Below are 22,203 nucleotides of genomic sequence, written 5' to 3' on the forward strand. Positions count from 1 at the left end.
GCAGGCGTGGTATCTGGCGTGGAATCGAGCCTGGCGAGCAGCCATCAAGGTGTTGTCGTGCGCCTGTTTGGGCCGCCGACGATTGCGCGCGACGGCGTCCCGGTGGTCTTGCCGGCATCGCGCAAGCTGCGCGCGCTGCTGGCCTATCTGGCGCTGGCGCCCCATCCGGTCGGACGTGGCAAGCTCTGCGAGTTGCTGTGGGATGTTCCAAATGATCCCAGGGGTGAGCTTCGCTGGTGCCTGAGCAAGCTGCGGGCCGCGCTCGACGAACCGGGCCGCCGCAGGATCGAAACATCGGGCGATACGATCGCGCTCGACCTCGACGGCATCTCAGTCGACGTTCTGGATGTCGCGGCGGCGGCTGCCGCAGGCATCGAAACGCTCGAGCCGACGCGACTGCAGTTGCTCTCCGACCTGTTCGTCGGCGACTTCCTCGAAGGGCTGGAGATCGACCGCAGCCCTCTCTTCAACAGCTGGCTGACCGCGCAGCGCCGCCGTTTCGGTTCCTGCCAAGCTGCTATACTGGAACATCTGGTCAAGACGCTGCCGGCCGATTCCGAAGACGTCTCCGCCCATCTCGAAAAATGGCTGGAATTGACCCCGTTCGACAGCAGCGCCCATGTCGCACTCCTGGTGAGGCTGGCGCGGCGCGGCCAGTTCGGTGCCTGCGAGGACCATCTTGCCGCAGCAGCATCGCTCTTCCAATCGGAAGACCTGGATTTCGGCCCTGTGCGCCAGGCGTGGCTTGCCATTCGCGCGGAACGTCACTGCGCGACTTTGCCGGCACAGCCTGCGGTAGCGCCGGTGGCGGGCCACAGCCCGATCGCGCGTGCCCCCACCGAAGCCGCGACACCGCACAAGGCTTCGCTTGCCGTCATGCCGTTCGCCGAAGATGCCGGCGGCGTTCGTGGTGGGCTAGCCGACGGCTTGACCCATGACATCATTACCCGCCTCGCCAAGCTCAGGGATTTTTTCGTCATTGCCCGCGGCTCGGTCTTTGCGCTGGCGGAAAAGAACATCGCGCCGGAGGATGCCGGCCGCCGGCTGAATGTCGACTATGTCGCCACCGGCTCGGTGCGCAGTCTGGCGGGCCGGCTGACCGTCACCGTCGAGCTTGTCGAGGTTCGCACGGCCAGGATCGTCTGGGCCGAGACCTTCGAGCGCAAGCCCGAGGACATCTTCATTGTCCTCGACGACATCGGCAACAGCATCGTGGCCTCTATCTCATCCGAGATAGAGATGGTCGAGCGCAACCGCGCCATGCTGAAGGCGCCCAATTCGCTCAACGCCTGGGAGGCCTACCATCGCGGCCTCTGGCACATGTATCGCTTCACCCGCAGCGAGAACGACCTCGCACGGCATTTCTTCGACATTGCTGTCAGGCAGGATCCGACCTTCACCCGCGCCTATGCCGGCCTCTCCTTCACCCACTGGCAGAGCGCCTTCCAGCGCTGGGGCGGCCGCGATCAGGACAGCGCGCTTGCCTTTGAGGCAGCCGGCCAAAGCCTTTTGGTCGACGATCATAATCCCGCCGCGCACTGGGCGATGGGCCGGGCGCTGTGGCTGCGCGGCGAGGGTGATGCGTCCGTGGTAGAACTGCAAAGAGCCGTCGACCTCAGCCCGAACTTCGCGCTTGGCCACTATGCGCTGTCGTTCGTGCATTCGCAGTCGGGCGACCCGCACGCGGCGATCGGATCGTCGGATCATTCGCGCCATCTGTCGCCGTTCGACCCGATGCTGTTCGGCATGCTGGGCGCGCGCGCCATGGCGCATGTCCGCCTCGGCCAGTTCGACGAGGCAGCCGATTGGGCACTGAAGGCGGCCGCCCGCCCCAACGCCCATGTCATCATCCTGTCGATCGCCGCTCACTGCCTGGCGTTGGCTGGGCGGCTGGACGAGGCGAAAAACTTCGCCGCGGCCATCCGCAAGACGCTTCCGGATTACCGAGCCGACGACTTCATCGACACCTTCCGCTTCGACCGGGATGCCACAGCCCTGTTCAAGCTCGGCGCCGCGCGTATCGGGCTGGCTTAGCGCCGCAACACCGCGCTCAGCACGTCGCGTATGCCGATCGCCCCGACAAAGCGCGACTGGTCGTCGAACAGCGCCACGGGTGCGGTCTGCGAGCGGTGCATGGCCAGCATCACCGTCTTCAGCGAGGTCCCGGGATTGGCCCAGAACACTTGCGCCGTCTCCTCCGGCTGCGCCTCGACATCGGCGCATGAAACCCATACCGCCGGTTTGCCGTCGCGTTCCGCCGCCGCCACCAGCCCGTGCTCGTCGATCTTGAAGCGCGTCGTCTTGCGCCGGTCGAGCCACACCCAGCCATTATCGCCGTGCTCGAGGTCGCGGCTGTCGCGCATGACGTTCCAGGCGGTCAGCACCGACAACGGATTCACATTGGCGATGAAGTCGCGGACATAGTCATTGGCGGGCTTGAGCACGATGTCTTCCGGCGCCCCGGTCTGCACGATGCGACCGCCCTCCATGATGGTGATGTGGGTGCCGATCTTCAGCGCCTCTTCCAGATCATGGCTGACGAAGATGATGGTCTTCTTCAGCTCCGCCTGCAGCTGCAGCAATTCGTCCTGCAGCTTGGTGCGGATCAGCGGATCGAGCGCCGAGAACGGCTCGTCCATCAGCAGGATCGGCGCCTCGGTGGCGAAGGCACGGGCCAGGCCAACGCGCTGCTGCATGCCGCCGGACAGCTCATGCGCGTATTTCTTCGACCACTGGTCGAGATTGACCAGTTTCAGCTGGCGTTGCACGCGCTCCTTGCGCTCTTGCTCCGGCACGCCGGCGAGTTCGAGGCCGAGGCCGACATTCTCCTCCACCGTACGCCAAGGCAGCAGGCCGAACTGCTGGAACACCATCGCCACCTGCTTCTGCCGCAGCCGCCGCAGCGTCGCCTGATCGCAGGTCACGACATCGACGATATTGTCGCCGTCCTTGACCAGCACCTGGCCGCGCGACACCACGTTGAGCCGGTTGACCGCCCGCAGCAGCGTCGACTTGCCCGAGCCGGACAGGCCCATCAGCACCGAGATTTCGCCCTCATGCACGGTCAGGCTGGCGCCGGCGCAACCCAGCACATTGCCGGTCTTTTCAAGGATTTCGGCGCGCGTGGCGCCGCCATCGATCAGCGCTAGCGAACCGGCCTGGTCGGACCCGAAGACGATATCGACATTTTTGAAATCGACGGCGACGGTCATTTCTTGCCTCCAACGCCGATACGCGTCATCCGGTCGAGCACGATGGCGAGTACGACAATCGCCAGGCCCGCCTCGAGCCCGAGATCGATGCGGCGCGAGCCGAGCGCGCGGTTGATTTCAGTGCCGAGGCCGCCGGCGCCGATGAGTGCTGCAAACACCACCATCGACAGCGACAGCATGATCGATTGCGTCAGCCCGGCCATGATGGTCGGCAGCGCTGAGGGCAATTCGACCTTCCACAGCAGCTGCTGCTTGGTGGCGCCAAACGCCTCGCCGGCCTCGATGATCGACTTCGGCACCGAGACGACGCCGAGATGGGTGAGCCGGACCGCGGTCGGGATGACGAAGATGATGGTGACGATGAGGCCGGGCGCGTTGCCGAGACCGAACAGGGTCAGGACCGGGATCAGGTAGACGAAGGTCGGCAGCGTCTGCATCAGGTCGAGCACCGGCAGCATGATGCGGTAGACCTTCGGCTTGTGCGCGGCCCAGATGCCGAGCGGCACGCCGATGGCCATCGCCATGGCGGCGGCGGCCACGACCAGCACCAGCGTCTGCACCGTCTGCTTCCAGAGGTTCTGGTTGATGATGAAGATCAGGCCGAGAAAGACGCCTATGGCCAGCGGGCGCGAGCGCTGCAGCAGCCAGGCGATGATGGCGATGATCAGCGCCAGCAGCACCGGCGGCACCATCAAAAGGATGCCAACCAGCCCGTCGAGCAGGAAATTGAGGCCATTCGAGAAGGCCCTGAACACGGTGTCGAAATTGTCGGTGAGGAAACCGAAGAACGCCTTTCCCCAGGCGCCGATCGGTATCTTGTGATCGACCATGAATTTCGAAATCGGATCCATATCGCCCCTCTCATGCGAGAGACCGCCTGCTTCCGGCCTCCGCTGTCGTTAGGTCATCTTCTCACAGGATATGAAAAAGGGCAGCCTTTTCTAGATTGGCTGCCCTTCCTGGTTCGGCTTTGCCGAATTCAGTCGGCTCAGCTTCCGAGCGCGGTCTTGACCGCCGCTGCCGCATCGCCGCCATCGAAGGTGGTGACGCCGGCAATCCACGGCGCAACCGCGTCAGGGTGCTTCTTCAGCCAGTCGGCTGCGACCGTGTTGGCGTCGCCGCCCTTCAGGATCGCGTCCATCATCTCGCCTTCCATGTCCAGGTTGAACTTCAGGTTGGCGATGAACTTGCCGGCATTCGGGCATTCGGTGGTGTAGCCCTTGCGCACATTGGTGTAGACGGTGGCGGCGCCGAAGCCGCTGTCGCCCATGCCGTCGAGATAGGTGAGCTTCATGGCGCCCATCACCGGATGCGGCGTCCAGCCGAGGAACGCGATCCACTCATTGTTCTTGATCGACTGCTCGGCCTGCGTCAGCATGCCGGCTTCCGAGGACTCGACCAGCTCGAAGCCTTCGAGATTGTCCTTCGGATTCTTGATCATGTCGAGGATGATGCGGTTGCCGTCATTGCCCGCCTCGATGCCATAGATCTTGCCGTTGAACTTGTCCTTAAACTTGCCGATGTCGGTCAGCGACTTGACGCCGGCCTCCGCGACATAGGTCGGTACGACGATGCCGTAGCCGGCGCCGGTCAGGTTGGTGCCGATCGTCTCGACCGAACCATCGGCGGTGTAGTCCTTGATGTCGTTGGTCATCGACGGCATCCAGTTGCCGAGGAAGACGTCGAGATCCTTGTTTTTCAGCGACGCCATGGTCACCGGTACCGACAGCTGGATCGTCTGCGGCTCGTAGCCGAGCGCGGTGAGCAGCACCGAAGCGACGCCGGTGGTTGCCTGGATGTCGGTCCAGCCGACATCGGAAAGGCGCACCGCCTTGCAGCTCTCCGGATCGCCGGCAAGTGCAGCGCTCGTGGACAGAAAAGTCGCCAGGCCGAGGCCGGCGACGAAGGTGTTCATACGCGACATTGGCAGTCTCCCATTGTGATTCTTTGGCGAAGCGTAGTGACGGTTTCTCTGCCCGCCTTGTTTCGTCAGCCAAACACCATTCTGGTGTGGTTTCAAGCGCTAAGACAATCACGATCAACGGCGCGGACTGGCCAAACAGCGACACGCCCGCCGCTTTTTCGATTGCAGACGGCTTTTCCCATCAAATGCAGCGGTGCCCTCTCCCCGCGCCGCGCCAACTCGGCTTAAAAGGACGGCATGGCCAAGCTCTACTTCCACTATGCGACGATGAATGCCGGCAAAACGACAATGCTGCTGCAGGCGACCTACAATTATCGCGAACGCGGTATGACGACGATGCTGTTCGTCGCCGGCCACTACAGAAAGGGCGACACCGGGCTGATCTCGTCGCGCATCGGCCTGGAGACGGAGGCCGAGATGTTCCGCGACGGCGACGATCTCTACGCTCGCGTCGCCGAGCATCACGAACATACGACGGTGCATTGCATCTTTGTCGACGAGGCGCAATTTCTCGAGGAAGAGCAGGTCTGGCAGCTCGCCCGTATCGCCGACCGGCTGAACATCCCTGTGATGTGCTACGGCCTGCGCACCGATTTCCAGGGCAATCTGTTTTCCGGTTCGCGAGCGCTTCTGGCCATCGCAGACGATCTGCGCGAAGTGCGCACCATCTGCCGCTGCGGCCGCAAGGCGACGATGGTCGTGCGTCTCGGCGCTGACGGCAAGGTGGCCAGACAAGGCGAACAGGTGGCGATCGGCAAGGACGTCTATATCTCGCTCTGCCGCCGCCACTGGGAAGAGGAAATGGGCCGCGCCGCGCCCGACGATTTCATTGGCTTCACCAGAGGCTGAACGGCCGGGACAACATGAAAATTCTGCAGTTCACAGTTGATTGCCCGTTTCCGCCGGTCTCCGGCGGAGAGATCCGGAACGCCGCCAATGCACGCGCCCTGGCATCGATGGGCGAGGTCCTGACGGTAAGCCTGACTGGCGCCCCGGCACCCTCCACACCGCCGAACATCCGTCACCGGATAATCGAGGCAGCGCGCGGCAGGGCGCCCTGGAGCAGGCGCAGCCCGCACCCGACCGTGCATATGATGCCGGACGACGAGCTGGCCGAAGCCGACGCCATCTGGAGGGAATTCGCGCCCGATCTCGTGGTGATCGAGGAGATCGTGCTTTCGCAGCTGCTGACGCTGGCGCCGAAGCATCGCGCGCGCACCGTCCTTGACCAGCACAACATTGATTCCCGGACGGTGTCCGACCGGATCGCCGGCCTGACGCTGTGGCAGCAAATTCGAGACTGGCGCCAAAACAGGCGAAGGAAGGCAGAGGCGCGCGAAGCCGACAGGTGTGCGGCTGCCCTGGCCGACCAGGTCTGGGTTTGTTCGCGGGCCGACGAAGCGCTTCTGTCCGCTCTCGGCCCCGTCAACGACGTCAGGTTCGTCGCCAACCCCATTCCAGACGAGAGCGTGCTTTCCCTGCCGATTGCTGCCGAGCGCTTCAGTGAGCTCAGCCTGTGCTTCATCGGGCATCTCGGCTACTTCCCAAACATCGACGCCGTCAAGCAGATCGGCCGCGCGATGGCGCCGCGCCTCGCCGCCTCCGGCCGGCCCTGGTCGATCACCGTCGCCGGCAGAAACCCGCGCGATGTCGTGCGCGGTCTATGCACCAGGCATGGTCTGCGGTTGATCGAGAACCCACCGCATCTGCCGGAATTGCTTGGGCGTGCCGGCTATGCGCCGATCCCGCTGCGCTTCGGCGGCGGAACCCGCATCAAGGTGCTGGAGGCGATGGCGGCGGGCCTTGTCGTCGCCGCCACCGAAAAGGCCGTCGAAGGGCTTGGCCTGCAGGCGGGCAGGCATTTCCTGTCCAGCGACGATGCCGGCAAGTTGGCATTGAAAATCATCGATCTCGCGACACGCCCGCAAGCGGCCGCCGAGATGGCGGAGATCGGCCGCGCTTTCGTGCGCGACAATCATTCGTCGGCGGCGATTGAAAAGCAGGTCAAGCAGGCGGTCGCGGCGATCCCGCGCACGGATTGAGCCCGTTCTGCTATCCACCGGCATACGGCGTTTGTTAAGGCCTGCAGCCTATTTTGCCCTCAGCCAGAGCCAGCCGGGAACCGCCATGCTTCGAGCCATTTCATCAGGCCTTGTCATTTACTTGGCCGGTATCCTCGCCGCGCTGGCCGACGGCGATGCAGCACTTGGCAAGAAAGTGTTCTACCGCTGCATGGCCTGTCACGAGGCGGCAAGCGACCGCGACAAGGTCGGCCCGCATCTCCTCGGTATCGTCGGCCGCACCGCCGGCACCGCCCAGAACTTCAACTATTCGCAGGCCATGAAGGACGCCGGCGCGGCCGGCCTCGTTTGGGACGAAGCCAACCTCAAAGCCTATCTCGGCGCTCCCAAGCTGAAAGTACCCGGCAACAGGATGGGCTTCTCCGGCCTGAGCAGCGACGAGGACATCGCCAACGTCATCGCCTATCTGAAGGCCGATCCGAAGCCTTGAACGGCGCGATGCCTAGCGTGATGGCGACGGCTTCCGCCAGCTGTCTCGCGCTTGCAACTCATCGAGCCCTCTGTCGAATTCAGCACACCCACACTGTCCGAGATCGACTTCTTCGCAGCCGTCAAAGTTCAATGACAATTGAACAATACTTGGCCGGCTGGTTAATCACGCCATGACCCCGCCTTCATTGCCTTTCAAGACGACCAGGCATTTTTTTGTTTTCGGGGCGGGTCTTGTCTTGCGTCTTTCAATCCCCTGATACCCCACATATATTCGCCGCTGTTCGCAGCCAGCGACCGGAAGCCGAAGCGGGAGGCCCCTATGGCGACATTGCAGAATTTCGATGCCGAAATTGCCAAGACCAGGCAGGTCGTGCAGGACATGCGCTCCAAGATCGAGCAGTCGGGCACGGTGCTTGATACGCTGGCCACCGCCGACAAGAAGATCGGCGACGCCAATTTCGACATCGAGAATGCCCGCATCGAGGACGTGCTGAAGCAGCAGAAGGTGATGGAAGGCAACATTGCCGACCTGATCATCGGGCTGGAAGACGCCACCAACGTCTTCGGCACCGAATTCGAGAGCATGAAGAACTACACCGGCTGGGAAAGCTTCGTCGGCGTCTTCTCGGCGCAACGCAAGCAGCGCATGCGCACCGACCGCGTCCGCAACATGTCGCTGGCCGGCAATCTGCAGGAGCTTCTGGTCAAGTCCGACACCATCGTCGGCATCCTGAAAGCGCAGAAAGAGGTCCTCGACCAGCGCTACAAGACCTCGGAAAACAGCCTGTCGCAGGTGATCGAGCGCCGCAAGGTCACCATGACCAACCTCGAGGCGGTGCAGAAGCGCATCGAGGAGGTCAATCCGCTGCTGCTCGACATCGAAAACAAGATCGCCGCTTCTACCAGTCAGAAGGAGCGCACGCAGCTTGAGGGCGAGCGCTCGAAACTGGCGACCGAATACAATGAAAAGCAGGCCAAGGAGCAGGAGCTTCTGGCCGAAAGCCAGACGCTGGAACGCTACACCTCGATGTTCCAGACCTTCGTCGATTCGCTCAACAATCAGATCGCAGCGCAGTCGACGCTGATCAACAAGCTGACAATCGATACCGAGCAGCGCATCGTGCTCTACAAGGCACTGGAAGATTCCTTGAAGACCGCCGCCCAGCAGGATGTCGCCCACAAGATCAACACGCTGGGCAGCCAGGTTGACAACACCGCCGAAGAGACCATGGCCGGCATTGGCGCCGCCTCGCAAAAGCACATCGGCGATCTCCTCGAAATGCACGAGAAGAACATGGTCGCCAGCTCCGACATCCAGCGCCGCAAGAAGCTCGCCGACGACGCCTTCGCCCGCCGTTTCGACGACGTGATGAAGAAGCACAATTCGGCCAACTACGTGCAGTCGTAAGGAGCGGCTGCACGCGGGCACACCGGCATGACTCCCGAAAACGAAGCGGCGGCGCGCTATTTTTCCGCCATCACGGCGGCACTCAGCGGCCTCGAAGTGTTCATGCGCGACGACCGCTCGCCGCTTTACCGGCACGGCATCGTCGCCAAGATTGTCGCCGAATACATTGCCCGGCTGGACAAATCGTTTTCCTGCTGGCGCAACCGGCTCGGCTTCATGGACACGTTCCGCATTTCGCGCGCCGACAGCGGCTATCCCGTCTTCCAGAACCTGCTCGAACTGGAAAACGACCGCCGCCAGGCCGAGGCGCGGCTGGCCAACATTCCGCTGGCCGGCGAATTGCGCGAGGAAATGGCCGACTTCATCCTGCGCCACAAGGAATTCCCCGAAGCGCTGCAGAAGTCGATGGCCGAGCGGCTCTATCTCGAGGACGTCAAGAGCGAACAGACTTTTGGCCCGTTCTCGCTGGCGCAGACGGCCAAGGTCTCGGTCAATCCAAAGACCGGGCGCCCCTATTACCTCGTGCACTGGGCGAGCTTCGACGGCAGCGCCAACCTGCCGCTGGTCTACATGGTGACGGTGGAGGATTCCTCCGAAAGCATGATCCGGCAGCTCGTTGACAGCAGCGGCAAGCTCAATGAACGGGTCGACATCCCGCTGCCGGTGGACGGCCTGCTCAACCCCGAACTCGCCCATCGCTTCGACGATTTCACCGAGAAGAATTCCGCCTACACGCTTTCGCCCGCAACGATTGCGGTCAATCTCGACAAGGATTTCGAGCCGCTGCACCCTAAGCAGCTGCGCCGCGTCGTGCTCGGCCCCTTTTATTCCGCAGGCATTACGGACAACAATTCGACCGTGACCGAGGTGCTGGCCAAGGTGCGCAAACCGGAAAATGCCTGGCTGCTCACCTGGACCATCCAGGAGGTCTACTCCAAGGGCGAGAAACCCGGCCGCAAGGGCCTGTTTTCGAGCGAGAAGACCACGCAGGAATTCTTTATCAACACCGACGATCTCGAAGCCGCGCGCCAGGGTGTGTCGAGCTACGAGAACCACGCCCTGATCCCGCACGAAGCCTATCAAGCACTCTACGCCGCCGGCGAAGCTCAAAAGATCTTTTCCGGCTACAAGGTTCACATCCTGTCAAATGGGCAGGTGATTTCAGATGTGTAAGAGTCTCGCTTGTGACGCCAATCGCCAAGCTGAGCCGAGGCGTGGCCGATGATGCCAGCGGTCTTCGCAAAGAAGAAACAGCTTGATGCTCTGAGGAAGACTGTCCGGGCCGGCGCGCTGGAAGGTCTGGAGCACAGCCAGCGCATCGACATCACCTACACGTCCAATGCGATCGAAGGCAACACGCTGACTGCCGGCGAAACAGCCCTGGTGCTCGAGAAGGGCATCACAATCAGCGGCAAGCCCCTTAAGGACCATCTGGAGGCAGTCGATCATGCGCGAGCACTGAATTGGGTGCTGGAAATCGCCTCGCAACGCGACATGCCGATAATCGAGGCCGATATCCGTAACCTCCACCACCTGGTTGTCGCGAATTCCAGGCCCGAGATTGCAGGCAGCTATGCCGATACCGCCCGCTATGTGAATACCGATGCCGGTGTTCACAATTTTCCGACGCCGACGGAAGTCCCGGCCCTCATGGAAGCTTTTTCCCATTGGCTGGGCGTGGCACGCAACACGCCGAAGACCGCCTTCGAAGCGCATAGACGGTTCGTCGGCATTCATCCTTTCAACGACGGGAATGGTCGTACGGCACGTCTGTTGATGAACCTCATTCTGGCGCGGGCCGGCTATCCGCCGGTAGCGATTCGTCCCGAGGATCGTCCGGCCTACATTGCCGCCCTTGAGATCGATCAACGCGGCGGCGGCCATGCCGCCTTTGACAAGTTGCTTTTCGACAGGCTGGACCAGACGTTGGATATGTATCTCGACGCCGCTCGCCAGGCGCGCGATTCGTCGGCCAGCAAAAGTATTCCTATGAGGAGCTGACCATGGACACGGGCCTGACCACCATCCCGGAAGCGGCTATCGAAAAGCACCGCGCAACCGCGCAAAGCTTCATCACCCGCGTCGTCGTATTGGAAGACCCCTCGCGCGAATCCGGCACAGCGCTGGCCGGCACCAACCGCCGCTTCGTCTCCACCGTCTCGGTCGGCTCGGTGCGGCGCACACGCGAGGTCGAGCTGGTCAAGACCGTCGCCGCAATCCATCCCGACGACCAGCTGATGAGCATCCCGCAGCACACGCTGTTGTTCCGCGCCCGCCGCGGCCTGGCGATTGCGCTCGCCATCTCCGACGTCTTCGCCGAGGGCTCCGACCTCGAAAGCCTCCAGGCCAAGAACACCCGCGCGCCTCTTGAGGGCGATGAGGCGGCGACCTTCAAGAAGCTTCTGTCAGCCTCGGCTTACGTTTCAGCCTTCAGCCTCGCCTCTTACCTGTTCCAGCTGATCGACAGCGACGGCGAGGCGCCCAACGATATCCCCGAACCGGACTTCCTGTTCGACACGCCGCAGGACGCGGTGAAGTCGATCGTCGCCGGGTTGGACAAGGCGATTGCAGGCTCCAAGGACGATGGCGACCTGACGACGCGCGCGCGAGCTTTTGCACGGGTCGCCATTGATGGGCTGCTGGCCCGCAAAGGCCGCTTCGACGGCATCGGTCCGTTCGAGAACGCCCACATCCGCATCGACGCCGACGATTTCACCCTCGACGGCTTCGACGTCGCGCCCGGCAAGCGCTCGAAACCGCTGGTGATGACCTTCAAGAAGCCCGAAGAGGTCGTCGGCAATCACATCGCCAAATACCAGTCGGTCAAGCTCGCCAAGATGCTGATGGCCTATGATTTCGAGCGCGAGCTGAACCCGTTCGTCGAGCTCGGCGGCTTCCTCTTCACCTTCATCGGCGATGGCGCGCCGGGCACCGGCAAGACGACGCTGATCCAGATGATCGCCGGCCTCGTCAACAATTATTGCCAGGTTGCCGGCTATCCCTTCGCCTATGAGAATTTCGGCGTCGACCAGATCTCGTCCTACCAGGGCAAATCCGGCCAGAATTGCCGCCAGTTCATCAACAACGTCTTGAACCCACGCGTCATCGGTTTCGGCACCGTCGACGACATCGACCAGGTGGCGGCCCGCCGCTCCGACGACCGCGCCTCGGCCGGCCAACAGGAAATCACCGGCGTCTTGATGGACGCCTTTGCCGGCGCCGGCACGGTGGTGCGCGGCAATTGCTCGTTCGGCATGTTTTCCAACTATCCCGAAAATGTCGACGATGCGCTGCGCCAGCGCGCCGGCGCCCGCTGGCTGGTCGACGGCCCGCAGAGCCGCGACGACTATATCGACATCTTCGTGCTGCTTGCCGGCAAGAACCACAAGATCCCACTCGGCGACCACAAGCTCTACGCCGCGCAGGAGATCCAGCGCGCGGTGACCGAAGCCTATGAGGAGCATGAGAAGCCTCAGGAAGACGGGCTGATGAAGGTCTATGAGCGCTACATGAAGGAGAATGGCGCGCCGAAATCGATGGCCGACATCGGCACTTATCTGCACCTGATCAAGGATGCCGAGCCGCGCTTCACCGGCCGAGCCATCAAGAACGTCACCGACGCCATCAAGATGCGCGCCATGGACATCGAGCTGCCCGACGACTGGTTCGAGAAGCCGGAAGCCTTCATGCACAAGGGTTACAACGAAAAGAAAGCCATGATCGAGGAACTGCGTGGGCCGTTCTCGATGGACATGGTCATGCAGGAGATCAACCGCTACGCCGACTCGGAGTTCCGCTATTCCGACAAATCCGATGACGCCGCGGTGGAGAAGCTGCTGCGCGACGCACGCCTGCGCGAACGGGCGGGGCGCGAGATGGAGGAGATGAAGAAGAAGGGGCTCTGGAATGCGTGAGCTTCCTTCGCTGCCCGCGGGTGCTGAAAGGCTTGGCGCTAACGCTGACGCCCCCCTCTCCCCGTCCTTCACGGGGAGAGGGTAAGGGTGAGGGGCGGCGCATGCGTGGACCAGAGATCGCTACGACCATACTGGCAGCTATCGAACAGCGCCTCGATCGGCACATCCGGACCAATGATCTTCGATTTATTGACGCCAAAGGCCATGGGGAGACATGTCCTTGAATGCTAGCGCTGCCCCTCACCCTTACCCTCTCCCCGTGAAGAACGGGGAGAGGGAGGCGTCAGCGTTGGCGCTTCGCCACAACAGGCAACGCCACTCGGAACGTTCTGCATGAGCCACGCCAAAAAGCCCGACCTTCTCCGCGACAATGAGCTGATCTACGGTCGCTTGCTCACCGTCGACGAGTCGCACCTCATCCAGCGCTACAACAAGGCGCTTGTTGCCTTCGGCCTCAAGCCCACCAAGCTGAAGAGCTTCCAGATCGACCGCACCGGCTTCTCGCCCGAAGTGGCCGAGGAATGCGGCGATTACGATTATCTCGACCCCAATGAGGTCAACCGCCGCTTCATCATCCTGACGCCGTCGCAGATCGATCTGCCGGTGGTGCACACCGCCTTTTCCAACACCTCGCAGCTGATGTTCGAGTTCATGTCCAAGAACCAGCGCGCCATCGATGCGCTGACCATCAAGGATGTCATCTACGGCGAGATCGAGGATTCCGTTCCCCTGGTCAACGACATCGAGGATCTGCTGTCGATCAGCCAGGTCGAGTTCAGGGTGCTTTCGGCCGAGGACGTGCTGGGCAAGGCCGCCGAACTCGGCAAGCTGGTCGACCGGCTGAAGCAGGAGCCCGATGCCTGGCGCGACAACACCATGCTGAGCCGTATGGTGGAGCTGGCGAAGGTCTGCGGCGATATCCGTGAGAATGCGCTGGTGCCCGACCAGGTGATCTTCCGCCACAACGCCTACTGGACCAGCCATTTCGGCGGCGTCTACGTCTTCGTCGATCCTGATATGACCACCGTCATCGGCGACCCGGCCGCCCCCGGCTTTCGCCGTTCGCGGCCCTGGCAGGTCAGCTATCTCTCGATCAACGATGCCGACAAGGTGTTCAAGTTCCTGGCCAGCACCGGCCGCATCGAACTGCCCCGCGCGTCATGGGTCGAAAGCTCGGGCTATCTCGAGCATCGCGCCGAGATGGTGGTGCGCTCTCTCATCCGCGACACAGAGCCGAACCGCAATTTGACCGAGGTCGACAAGGTCTGGCTGCAGACCTGGATCCATGGCCATGCCGATCTGATCACCAAGGACGGCAATTTCCCCTTTCTCAACGCCGCCAAGCGTGAGATCGCCCAACTCGGCCATCTCAAGATCGAGGATGTGTTTCCGCAACAGCGCTTCCTGGTCGTGCGTGGCAAGCCCGACCATCCCGACGCCTGGCTGACCAACCAGCTGATCTCGGATTTCGTGCCGCAGGACTTCGTCTCGCGTTACGTCTTCAACAAGCCGGGCTTCTACAAGGACTATGACGGCTACAGCGACGCCTGGCGGTCGCATGTTGTGGACGTTCTGAAAACCACATATTTGAAAGACAAAGTGGCGTTTCGCACGCGCCTTTACGGCCTGACTGACTGAGGGGTGAACGAGAGCCATGCTTGATCCGATCGTGAATTTCTTCACCCGCATCTTCCAATGGATAGGCCGCGGCATCGGCCTCGTCATCGGCGCGATCCTGTGGCCGTTCCTCTGGGCTGGGCGCTGGTATACGCAGCGCGGCTGGATCCTGAAGGCTGTGGTCGGCCTCGCGCTTCTGGTGTTGATTGGCCTCTACGCCAATTTCTTCTACGCCACCCAGTGGTGGAACAAGTTCGATCCCAACTACGTCGACAAATACACCTTCGAGAACCGCAACATTTCCGCCGGCGAACAGGTCGCCGCCGGCGCCGGCACCGACACCGCCAAGACCTGCGGCAATTCGGGCATCGCCCAGGTGGCGGCCGACCTGACGGACTTCAACGTCAACCAGAATGCCTGGATCTCGTCGATGATCCTCTACAAACTCGGCCTGTTCGGCATCGACTGGGACAACACGCCGTTCATGGACAACAAGGCCTCGTTCCAGCGCGGCATCAACCAGGCGGTGCGGCGCACCGCCACCGAGCTTGCCGACAATCTCGGGCGTGTTCGCACCACATCGCAGATCGACGGCGACCTGCAGGATGCGCGCGGCAATCTGCAGTTCGACGAGGAGACCTGGTATTTCGGCATCAACCCGTTCGGCCCCAAGACGCCGACGCCGAGCTATTATCGCGATGCCGTCACCAAGCTGCGCTCCTTCAACGCCCGCCTCGGCAGCTGCCAGGCGACGTTCGATGCCCGCGCCGACAATCTGAAGCAGTATATCGACCGCATCTCCTCCGACATCGGTTCCACCTCCGCGATCCTCAAGGAGCGCGCCGAAAACCACAACAATGGCTGGTTCGACTTCCGCGCCGACGACCGCTTCTGGTTCGCCTATGGCCAGCTCTATGCCTATTACGGCCTGATGAAGGGCGCCCAGGCCGACTTCGAGGACGTCATCAAGGAAAAGCATCTCGGCAATCTGTGGGACACGATGGATGCGCAATTCGTCTCGGCCCTGCGCATCCAGCCCTTCATCATCGCCAATGGCCGCGAGGATGGCTGGATCATGCCGACGCACCTGACGACGATGGGTTTCTACGTGCTTCGCGTGCGCTCCAACATGGTCGAGATCAGCAACGTCCTGACTCAGTAGCGTTCACTGCTTTCCCGGCGAGCGATGGCGAATTTGCGCCGTCGCCTCTGTCGCATTCCGTGCATTGGGCGGCTGTTTTGAGACGGCGGAACGTCGCGTCCTCTGGCTTCTATACGGCGCGGCAACGGAGCCAGGAAGAACCGGCGACAGGTCGGCCGGCCGCGGAGACACTTTCTTCATAGGAAACATAGTTGCATGCAAGTTGACGCCGCGGGAGCGACAGGGTTAGAACATGCCCGCGCCCGGGTTCAACATGCCTGCGAGTGAGATCAAACCCGTCCCCTCCACCGTCCAATCCGAAGGAAAGCCGTCATGGCCGAAGTGAAGTCCGACATCGAGATCGCGCGCGGCGCCAAGAAAAAGCAAATCCAGGAGATCGGCGCCAAGATCGGCATCCCGACCGAGCACCTTTTGCCCTACGGCCACGACAAGGCGAAGATTTCGGCCGAATTCATCAAATCGGTGAAGGGCAACAAGGACGGCAAGCTGATCCTCGTCACCGCCATCAACCCGACGCCGGCCGGCGAAGGCAAGACGACCACCACCGTCGGCCTTGGTGACGGTCTGAACCGCATCGGCAAGAAGGCGATCGTCTGCATCCGCGAGGCTTCGCTCGGCCCGAATTTCGGCGTTAAGGGCGGTGCTGCCGGCGGCGGCTACGCGCAGGTCGTGCCGATGGAGGACATGAACCTCCACTTCACCGGCGACTTCCACGCCATCACCACGGCGCACAACCTTCTGTCGGCGCTGATCGACAACCACATCTACTGGGGCAATGAGCTCGGCATCGACACCCGCCGCGTCGCCTGGCGCCGCGTCATGGACATGAACGACCGGGCGCTGCGCGAAATCATCTGCTCGCTCGGCGGCGTCGCCAACGGCTATCCGCGCGAGGCCGGCTTCGACATCACCGTCGCCTCGGAAGTCATGGCTATCCTGTGCCTTTCCACCGACCTCAAGGATCTGGAAAAGCGCCTTGGCGACATCATCGTCGCCTACCGCCGCGACAAGACGCCGGTCTATGCCCGCGACCTCAAGGCCGACGGCGCCATGGCGGTGCTGCTGAAGGACGCCATGCAGCCAAACCTGGTGCAGACGCTGGAAAACAACCCGGCCTTCGTCCATGGCGGTCCGTTCGCCAACATCGCCCATGGCTGCAACTCGGTCGTCGCCACCACGACGGCGCTGAAGCTCGCCGACTACGTCGTCACCGAAGCCGGCTTCGGCGCCGACCTCGGAGCCGAAAAATTCTTCGACATCAAGTGCCGCAAGGCGGGTTTGAAGCCGGCGGCTGCCGTCATCGTCGCCACCGTGCGCGCCATGAAGATGAATGGCGGCGTCAAGAAGGAAGACCTCGGCAAGGAAAACATCGAGGCAGTCAAGAAGGGCTGCCTCAATCTGGGCCGCCACATCGAGAATGTGAAACAGTTCGGCGTGCCTGCGATCGTGGCGATCAATCATTTCACCACCGATACCGAGGTGGAAATCCAGGCGATGAAGGATTTCGTCGCCTCGCTCGGCGCCGAGGCGATCCTGTGCAAGCATTGGGCCAATGGCTCTGCCGGCATTGAGGAGTTGGCGCGCAAGGTCGTCGAGATCGCCGAATCCGGCGCCTCGCAGTTCGCGCCGCTCTATCCCGACGCAATGCCGCTGTTCGAGAAGATCAACACCATCGTCCAGCGCATCTATCGCGGCGACGAGGCGATCGCCGACAAGTCGGTGCGCGACCAGCTGCATGCCTGGGAGCAGGCCGGCTACGGGCACCTGCCGGTCTGCATGGCCAAGACCCAATATTCCTTCTCGACCGACCCGACCCTGCGTGGCGCGCCGACCGGCCACACCGTGCCGGTGCGCGAGGTCAGGCTTTCGGCGGGTGCCGGCTTCGTCGTCGTCATCTGCGGTGAGGTCATGACCATGCCCGGCCTGCCCAAGGCGCCGTCCTCGGAAAAAATCTTCCTCAACGAGATCGGCCAGATCGAAGGCCTGTTCTGAAAATTTCGAGATCGTTGCGAGATCCAAGAAGGGCGGCCACTGGCCGCCCTTTTGCTTTTCGGGGACAGATTTGCCTATGCAGCGTTGCGCGCCAGCGCGCGCTGGTTGGACGCATAGGGCGTGTCGCGTTCGGGCAAAGCACCGGTCTTCAGGCAATCGATCCATTCGGCGGTCTTGAGCACGGCCGCAAAGCGCGACTGCAGGATGATGGACACCACGCGGTGGATCTCCTCGGCCGAGGCGTAGCCGGCGCCGTTGGCGTAAGGCAGCGAACCGGTGGCGTCGGACAGGAACTCGACCGCAAAGCCGACATGCGCGGCGTGGATGATGCTCGACAGGTCGCAATTATGCGTCATGTAGCCGATCACCGTTATTGTATCGATGGTATTGGCGCGCAGCCACGCCTCGAGGTCGGTGCCGGCAAAGGCGCTAGGCAGTGACTTCTCGACATAGTGGTCGCGGCTTCGCCGGGCGATCTCGGGATGCAGTTCGCCGCCATGGCTGCCCTTGGCGAAGACTGGCGAGGTCTCGGGCGCCATCTGCTTGACGACCACCACCTTCACGCCGGCCGCAGCGGCGGCATCCATAGCGCGCGCGACATTGACGACGCTGTCGCGGAACGGCGGATACTGGATGGCGAGGTTGCCGCCGTCATAATCGTTCTGGACATCGATGACGATGAGCGCGCGGCGCGGCGTGATATTGGCGGACATGGTGTTCTCCTTCGGGCTTGAATGGGACAGGTCGAAAATAGGCGGATCGCCCGACTGCCAAAAGTGGCCCGATTGACATCATTCGAAAGAATTAGGACAATTCGCTTTTCGCTTGCTGGAAACACGCATGGCCGACCCGATCATTGCCGTTCTCGCCTTTGACGGCATCAGCCCGTTCCACCTCTCCGTGCCGTGCGTGGTGTTCGGCACCGACCGCACCAAGCTTGGCCTGCCGCGTTTCGACTTTCGCGTCTGCGCGCTCGACGATGGAGCGATCCACACCGATGCCGGGCTGACCATCGCGGTGCCGTATGGCCTTTCCGCATTCGACGATGCCGACATCGTCATCATTCCGAGCTGGAAGGATCTCGAGGCCCCACTTCCGCCGCCGCTCCTGGCAGCGCTCACCCACGCGCACCGGCGCGGTGCGGTGATCGTCGGCCTCTGTCTCGGCACCTTCGCCATTGCCGCCGCCGGGCTGCTTGCGGGCCGGCGTGCGACGACACATTGGGCCTCCACCGACCGGCTGCAAACATTATACCCGGACATCGAAGTCGACGCCGACGTGCTCTATGTCGACGACGGCGACATCGTCACCTCGGCCGGCGTCGCCGCCGGGCTCGATTGCTGCCTGCACATTGTGCGCGCCCGCTATGGCGCAGAGGTAGCGCTGCGGCTGGCCAGGCACATCGTGCTGTCGCCGCACCGGCAGGGTGGGCAAGCGCAGTTCATCGAGCGCCCGCTGGCGAAAACCCCGTCCACCGACCGCTTCACCCTGGCGCTCGACACGGTGCGGGCAACGCTCGGACAAACGCACAACCTCGACCGCGTCGCGGAGGCCGCGGGCCTGACCCGGCGCACTTTCACCCGCCGTTTCCAGAAATCGATCGGCACCAGCTTTGGCGAATGGTTGGCCGGCCAACGCATCGAACTGGCGCAACGGCTGCTGGAGGCGACGGAAAAATCGATGGACATGGTGGCCTTCGAAGCCGGCTTCGGCAGCGCCACCTCGCTGCGCCAGCATTTCGCCGCACGGCTCAAGACGTCACCGGCCCAATACCGGCGTGAATTCTCGCGGCGAGCCGGTCCGGACGAGCGCATGGCACGCACGGCTTCATACTGACCGCCCACGACGAGTTCAGCCCCGCTTGACCGCCCGCGCCGGATTGCCGACCACCGTGGTGTTGTCAGGGACGTCGCGCGTCACCACCGCGCCGGCGCCGACTATGACGCCATTGCCGATGCTGATGCCGCCGAGGATGATGGCGCTGCCGCCGATCCAGGCGTCATTGCCGATGGTGACCGGCCGGGCAATCTCCAGTCCCGACTGACGGCCCGCGGCCTCCTTGTGGTGCTCGGCGCAGTAGATCTGCACATTGGGGCCGAGAAGCGTCCGGCTTCCGATACGCACCGGCGCGGTGTCGAGGATGGTGCAGCCGGCATTGAGGAAGGCGCCGTCGCCGAGATGGATGTTGAAACCGTAGGCGCAGTGGAACGGCGCCTCGATGCGGCCGCCCTCGCCCGTGCTGCCGAGCAGCACCGATAGCGCTGGACCGATATTGCCGCGTTGCTGGGGCGGTATCGTATTATGCTCGAACACCGCATCGCGCGCGATCACCCGCAGCGCCTCCAGTTCGTCGTCGATGCAGGTGTACCATTCGCCTGCAATCATCCTTGTGCGTTCGCTATCGGCCATCACAGCGACTCCGTCCCTTCGTCGTGTTCGACTGTTTACCAAAGTACAATGCTCACTGATGGAAGAAGCACCATCGCCTACTCTCGTCAAACGCAGGACCTATGCTAGCTTGCCCTCGTGGGCCAGTCCCGGGCCTGCTTTCGAGGGGATCGACATGCTCTATTTGCTTGCACTTCTGATCGGCGTCATTGCCGGTCTTCGCGCCATGACCGCGCCGGCCGCGATCGCCTGGGGCGCGTATCTCGGCTGGCTGCCGGTGGCCGGCACCTGGGCAAGTTTCATGGGCCATTGGGCCGCCGTCGGTATCTTCACCATCCTCGCCATCGTCGAACTGGTCACCGACCAGCTGCCCTCGACGCCGAGCCGCAAGGTGCCGCAGCAATTCGGCGCCCGCATCCTGCTTGGCGCCTTCAGCGGCGCGGTGATCGGCGCCACTGCCGGTTCCACCATTGGCGGCCTGATTGCCGGCGCCATCGGTGCCGTCATCGGCACCTATGGCGGCGCCGAAGCGCGCGGCCGGTTGGCCGCCGCCTTCGGCAAGGATTTGCCTGCCGCCCTCATCGAGGACGCGGTGGCGATCATCGGCGGCCTGCTGATCGTGGCGGCGGTGGTATGACTGCCCAAGCCTCAGACGCCAAGACATACGACGCCATCATCATCGGCGCCGGACAGGCCGGCCCTCCTCTCGCCGGCCGGCTGACGTCAGCCGGCATGAGCGTGGCGCTGATCGAGCGCAAGCTGGTCGGCGGCACCTGCGTCAACACCGGCTGCATGCCGACCAAGACCATGGTCGCCAGCGCCTATGCCGCGCATCTGGCGCGGCGTGCCGCGGACTACGGCGTGACGTTCTCAGGCCCTGTCGGCGTGGACTACAAGAGGATCAAGGCGCGCAAGGACAAGGTCACCAACGACTCCCGCAGCAATCTGGAGACGTGGATCGCCGGCATGGCACGCTTTATCGCGGCCATGCCCGCTTCGAATCCGCCAACACCGTGCGTGTCGGCGACGACCTTCTGACCGCCGAAAAGATCTTCCTCAACACCGGCGGCCGCGCCTCGGTGCCCGACCTGCCGGGCGTCAACGACGTCGACTACCTCACCAACTCCTCGATGATGGATCTCGATGTTTTGCCGCGCCATCTCATCGTCGTCGGCGGCAGCTACATCTCTCTTGAATTCGCGCAGATGTTTCGCCGCTTCGGCTCTGAAGTCACCGTCATCGAGAAGAGTTCGCGCCTGACCGGCCGCGAGGACGAGGACGTGTCGGCGGCCATCCTATCGATCCTCGAAAACGAAGCCATAGAAGTCCATGTCGGCGCCGACGACATCCGCTTTGCCAGACAGGGCAAGGACATCGCCGTGACCTTCTCATCCGGCAAGCCGCCGGCGGTCGGCTCGCATGTGCTTCTGGCACTCGGCCGCACCCCCAACACCGACGATCTTGGCCTCGATAAGGCCGGCGTCGCGGTCGATCTGCGCGGCTTCGTCACCGTCGACGACCAGCTGCGCACCAGCGTGCCCGGCATCTGGGCAATGGGCGACTGCAACGGCAAGGGCGCCTTCACCCACACCTCCTACAACGATTATGAGATCGTCGCCGCCAATCTGCTCGACGACGATCCGCGCAAGGTCAGCGACCGCATCGAGGCCTATGCGCTCTACATCGATCCGCCGCTCGGCCGCTGCGGCATGACCGAGGCGGCGGTGAAGAAATCCGGGCGCAAGGCGCTGGTCGGCCAGCGGCCAATGACCCGCGTCGGCCGCGCCATCGAAAAGGGCGAGACGCAAGGTTTCATGAAGATCCTGGTCGATGCCGACACCAGGCAAATCCTCGGCTGCTCCGTGCTCGGCCCCGGCGGCGACGAGGCGGTGCACTGCGTGCTCGACCTGATGTACGCCAAGGCGCCGGTCGATACGCTGGCGCGCGCCGTGCATATCCACCCCAACGTCTCGGAGCTGTTGCCAACCATCGCCCAGGAGCTGAAGCCGCTCGCCTGACATAGCTCCGCGTCAAGCTCAGCGCTTTCTGCATTGGTGCGTTGCAGCAATGTGC

At 62.9% G+C, this 22,203-nt stretch carries 19 protein-coding genes and 1 pseudogene; 14 read left to right on the top strand and 6 right to left on the bottom strand.

Annotation, left to right across the window (positions count from 1 at the left end; genetic code table 11):
- Positions 1 to 6 precede the first annotated feature (6 nt).
- Positions 7 to 2,034: a transcriptional regulator gene (locus tag NKJ78_RS10355; RefSeq protein WP_352459838.1), complete on the top strand. Its 2,028-nt coding sequence runs from the start codon at positions 7 to 9 to the stop codon at positions 2,032 to 2,034.
- On the opposite strand, the gene choV is transcribed toward NKJ78_RS10355, so the two are convergent.
- From choV to NKJ78_RS10370, 3 genes are all read right to left on the bottom strand, one after another.
- Positions 2,031 to 3,212: a choline ABC transporter ATP-binding protein gene (choV, locus tag NKJ78_RS10360; protein WP_023669996.1), complete on the bottom strand. Its 1,182-nt coding sequence runs from the start codon at positions 3,210 to 3,212 to the stop codon at positions 2,031 to 2,033. The two genes, NKJ78_RS10355 and choV, sit on opposite strands and share 4 nt — an antisense overlap.
- Positions 3,209 to 4,063 (bottom strand): choline ABC transporter permease subunit, encoded by an 855-nt coding sequence (choW, locus tag NKJ78_RS10365; protein ID WP_023669995.1) that lies wholly within the window; start codon positions 4,061 to 4,063, stop codon positions 3,209 to 3,211. Before choW ends, choV begins: the two co-directional genes overlap by 4 nt.
- 137 nt (positions 4,064 to 4,200) lie before the next feature.
- Entirely contained in the window at positions 4,201 to 5,136 is a 936-nt protein-coding gene (locus NKJ78_RS10370; RefSeq protein WP_023686157.1) for a choline ABC transporter substrate-binding protein, read from the bottom strand.
- 237 nt (positions 5,137 to 5,373) lie between these two features.
- On the opposite strand from NKJ78_RS10370, the gene NKJ78_RS10375 reads away from it, so the two are divergent.
- The 7 genes from NKJ78_RS10375 (at position 5,374) to NKJ78_RS10405 (ending at position 12,971) form a co-directional block, all read left to right on the top strand.
- Entirely contained in the window at positions 5,374 to 5,985 is a 612-nt protein-coding gene (locus tag NKJ78_RS10375) for a thymidine kinase (RefSeq protein ID WP_352562430.1), read from the top strand.
- Between the two features lie 14 nt (positions 5,986 to 5,999).
- Positions 6,000 to 7,178: a glycosyltransferase gene (locus NKJ78_RS10380; protein ID WP_352459837.1), complete on the top strand. Its 1,179-nt coding sequence runs from the start codon at positions 6,000 to 6,002 to the stop codon at positions 7,176 to 7,178.
- A gap of 85 nt (positions 7,179 to 7,263) precedes the next feature.
- Positions 7,264 to 7,647, top strand: coding sequence for a c-type cytochrome (locus tag NKJ78_RS10385; RefSeq protein ID WP_023669991.1), 384 nt, complete (start codon positions 7,264 to 7,266; stop codon positions 7,645 to 7,647).
- Between the two features lie 321 nt (positions 7,648 to 7,968).
- Positions 7,969 to 9,057 (top strand): hypothetical protein, encoded by a 1,089-nt coding sequence (locus NKJ78_RS10390; protein ID WP_023669990.1) that lies wholly within the window; start codon positions 7,969 to 7,971, stop codon positions 9,055 to 9,057.
- Positions 9,058 to 9,084: 27 nt separating this feature from the next.
- Positions 9,085 to 10,230, top strand: a complete 1,146-nt coding sequence (locus tag NKJ78_RS10395) for a hypothetical protein (RefSeq protein ID WP_023669989.1) — start codon at positions 9,085 to 9,087, stop codon at positions 10,228 to 10,230.
- Positions 10,231 to 10,278: 48 nt separating this feature from the next.
- A complete protein-coding gene (locus NKJ78_RS10400) occupies positions 10,279 to 11,058 on the top strand; it encodes a Fic family protein (protein ID WP_352459836.1) in 780 nt (259 codons plus the stop codon).
- Between the two features lie 2 nt (positions 11,059 to 11,060).
- The gene (locus NKJ78_RS10405) at positions 11,061 to 12,971 is read left to right on the top strand and encodes an ATP-binding protein (RefSeq protein WP_352459835.1); all 1,911 of its coding nucleotides are present in this window, start codon (positions 11,061 to 11,063) and stop codon (positions 12,969 to 12,971) included.
- A 68-nt stretch (positions 12,972 to 13,039) separates the two neighbouring features.
- On the opposite strand, the gene NKJ78_RS10410 is transcribed toward NKJ78_RS10405, so the two are convergent.
- Positions 13,040 to 13,177 (bottom strand): hypothetical protein, encoded by a 138-nt coding sequence (locus NKJ78_RS10410; protein WP_023749803.1) that lies wholly within the window; start codon positions 13,175 to 13,177, stop codon positions 13,040 to 13,042.
- A gap of 127 nt (positions 13,178 to 13,304) precedes the next feature.
- Here NKJ78_RS10410 and NKJ78_RS10415 point away from each other — a divergent pair, with 127 nt between their 5' ends.
- The 3 genes from NKJ78_RS10415 (at position 13,305) to NKJ78_RS10425 (ending at position 17,742) form a co-directional block, all read left to right on the top strand.
- Positions 13,305 to 14,609: a DUF6638 family protein gene (locus NKJ78_RS10415; RefSeq protein ID WP_023683664.1), complete on the top strand. Its 1,305-nt coding sequence runs from the start codon at positions 13,305 to 13,307 to the stop codon at positions 14,607 to 14,609.
- 16 nt (positions 14,610 to 14,625) lie between these two features.
- Positions 14,626 to 15,750 carry a DUF2333 family protein gene (locus tag NKJ78_RS10420; RefSeq protein ID WP_352459834.1) on the top strand — a complete coding sequence of 375 codons (1,125 nt, stop codon included), beginning with the start codon at positions 14,626 to 14,628 and terminating at the stop codon, positions 15,748 to 15,750.
- 312 nt (positions 15,751 to 16,062) lie between these two features.
- A complete protein-coding gene (locus tag NKJ78_RS10425) occupies positions 16,063 to 17,742 on the top strand; it encodes a formate--tetrahydrofolate ligase (RefSeq protein WP_352459833.1) in 1,680 nt (559 codons plus the stop codon).
- Positions 17,743 to 17,816: 74 nt separating this feature from the next.
- Here NKJ78_RS10425 and NKJ78_RS10430 read toward each other — a convergent pair whose 3' ends face one another.
- Positions 17,817 to 18,455, bottom strand: a complete 639-nt coding sequence (locus NKJ78_RS10430) for an isochorismatase family protein (protein WP_352459832.1) — start codon at positions 18,453 to 18,455, stop codon at positions 17,817 to 17,819.
- Positions 18,456 to 18,582: 127 nt separating this feature from the next.
- Here NKJ78_RS10430 and NKJ78_RS10435 point away from each other — a divergent pair, with 127 nt between their 5' ends.
- The gene (locus NKJ78_RS10435; RefSeq protein WP_352459831.1) at positions 18,583 to 19,578 is read left to right on the top strand and encodes a helix-turn-helix domain-containing protein; all 996 of its coding nucleotides are present in this window, start codon (positions 18,583 to 18,585) and stop codon (positions 19,576 to 19,578) included.
- 15 nt (positions 19,579 to 19,593) lie between these two features.
- Here the strand turns inward: NKJ78_RS10435 and NKJ78_RS10440 are convergent, their stop codons facing one another.
- Entirely contained in the window at positions 19,594 to 20,151 is a 558-nt protein-coding gene (locus NKJ78_RS10440) for a sugar O-acetyltransferase (protein WP_352459830.1), read from the bottom strand.
- Positions 20,152 to 20,305: 154 nt separating this feature from the next.
- Between NKJ78_RS10440 and NKJ78_RS10445 the strand changes: the two genes are divergently transcribed.
- Both NKJ78_RS10445 and NKJ78_RS10450 read left to right on the top strand, forming a co-directional pair.
- Entirely contained in the window at positions 20,306 to 20,767 is a 462-nt protein-coding gene (locus NKJ78_RS10445) for a membrane protein (RefSeq protein WP_023695827.1), read from the top strand.
- Positions 20,764 to 22,148 (top strand): annotated as a pseudogene (locus NKJ78_RS10450) (FAD-containing oxidoreductase). Before NKJ78_RS10445 ends, NKJ78_RS10450 begins: the two are co-directional and overlap by 4 nt.
- Positions 22,149 to 22,203 lie beyond the last annotated feature (55 nt).

Source organism: Mesorhizobium sp. M0037 (assembly GCF_040323635.1).
Taxonomy (GTDB): domain Bacteria; phylum Pseudomonadota; class Alphaproteobacteria; order Rhizobiales; family Rhizobiaceae; genus Mesorhizobium.

What these genes read in the sequence shown, in the direction of transcription:
- choV (WP_023669996.1), bottom strand. Translation starts at nt 3,212, where the DNA reads ATGACCGTCGCCGTCGATTTCAAAAATGTCGATATCGTCTTCGGGTCC.
- NKJ78_RS10430 (WP_352459832.1), bottom strand. Translation starts at nt 18,455, where the DNA reads ATGTCCGCCAATATCACGCCGCGCCGCGCGCTCATCGTCATCGATGTC.
- NKJ78_RS10395 (WP_023669989.1), top strand. Translation starts at nt 9,085, where the DNA reads ATGACTCCCGAAAACGAAGCGGCGGCGCGCTATTTTTCCGCCATCACG.
- NKJ78_RS10390 (WP_023669990.1), top strand. Translation starts at nt 7,969, where the DNA reads ATGGCGACATTGCAGAATTTCGATGCCGAAATTGCCAAGACCAGGCAG.
- NKJ78_RS10435 (WP_352459831.1), top strand. Translation starts at nt 18,583, where the DNA reads ATGGCCGACCCGATCATTGCCGTTCTCGCCTTTGACGGCATCAGCCCG.
- NKJ78_RS10445 (WP_023695827.1), top strand. Translation starts at nt 20,306, where the DNA reads ATGCTCTATTTGCTTGCACTTCTGATCGGCGTCATTGCCGGTCTTCGC.
- NKJ78_RS10380 (WP_352459837.1), top strand. Translation starts at nt 6,000, where the DNA reads ATGAAAATTCTGCAGTTCACAGTTGATTGCCCGTTTCCGCCGGTCTCC.
- choW (WP_023669995.1), bottom strand. Translation starts at nt 4,063, where the DNA reads ATGGATCCGATTTCGAAATTCATGGTCGATCACAAGATACCGATCGGC.
- NKJ78_RS10440 (WP_352459830.1), bottom strand. Translation starts at nt 20,151, where the DNA reads ATGGCCGATAGCGAACGCACAAGGATGATTGCAGGCGAATGGTACACC.
- NKJ78_RS10400 (WP_352459836.1), top strand. Translation starts at nt 10,279, where the DNA reads ATGATGCCAGCGGTCTTCGCAAAGAAGAAACAGCTTGATGCTCTGAGG.
- NKJ78_RS10420 (WP_352459834.1), top strand. Translation starts at nt 14,626, where the DNA reads ATGCTTGATCCGATCGTGAATTTCTTCACCCGCATCTTCCAATGGATA.
- NKJ78_RS10385 (WP_023669991.1), top strand. Translation starts at nt 7,264, where the DNA reads ATGCTTCGAGCCATTTCATCAGGCCTTGTCATTTACTTGGCCGGTATC.
- NKJ78_RS10415 (WP_023683664.1), top strand. Translation starts at nt 13,305, where the DNA reads ATGAGCCACGCCAAAAAGCCCGACCTTCTCCGCGACAATGAGCTGATC.
- NKJ78_RS10370 (WP_023686157.1), bottom strand. Translation starts at nt 5,136, where the DNA reads ATGTCGCGTATGAACACCTTCGTCGCCGGCCTCGGCCTGGCGACTTTT.
- NKJ78_RS10425 (WP_352459833.1), top strand. Translation starts at nt 16,063, where the DNA reads ATGGCCGAAGTGAAGTCCGACATCGAGATCGCGCGCGGCGCCAAGAAA.
- NKJ78_RS10405 (WP_352459835.1), top strand. Translation starts at nt 11,061, where the DNA reads ATGGACACGGGCCTGACCACCATCCCGGAAGCGGCTATCGAAAAGCAC.
- NKJ78_RS10375 (WP_352562430.1), top strand. Translation starts at nt 5,374, where the DNA reads ATGGCCAAGCTCTACTTCCACTATGCGACGATGAATGCCGGCAAAACG.
- NKJ78_RS10410 (WP_023749803.1), bottom strand. Translation starts at nt 13,177, where the DNA reads ATGGCCTTTGGCGTCAATAAATCGAAGATCATTGGTCCGGATGTGCCG.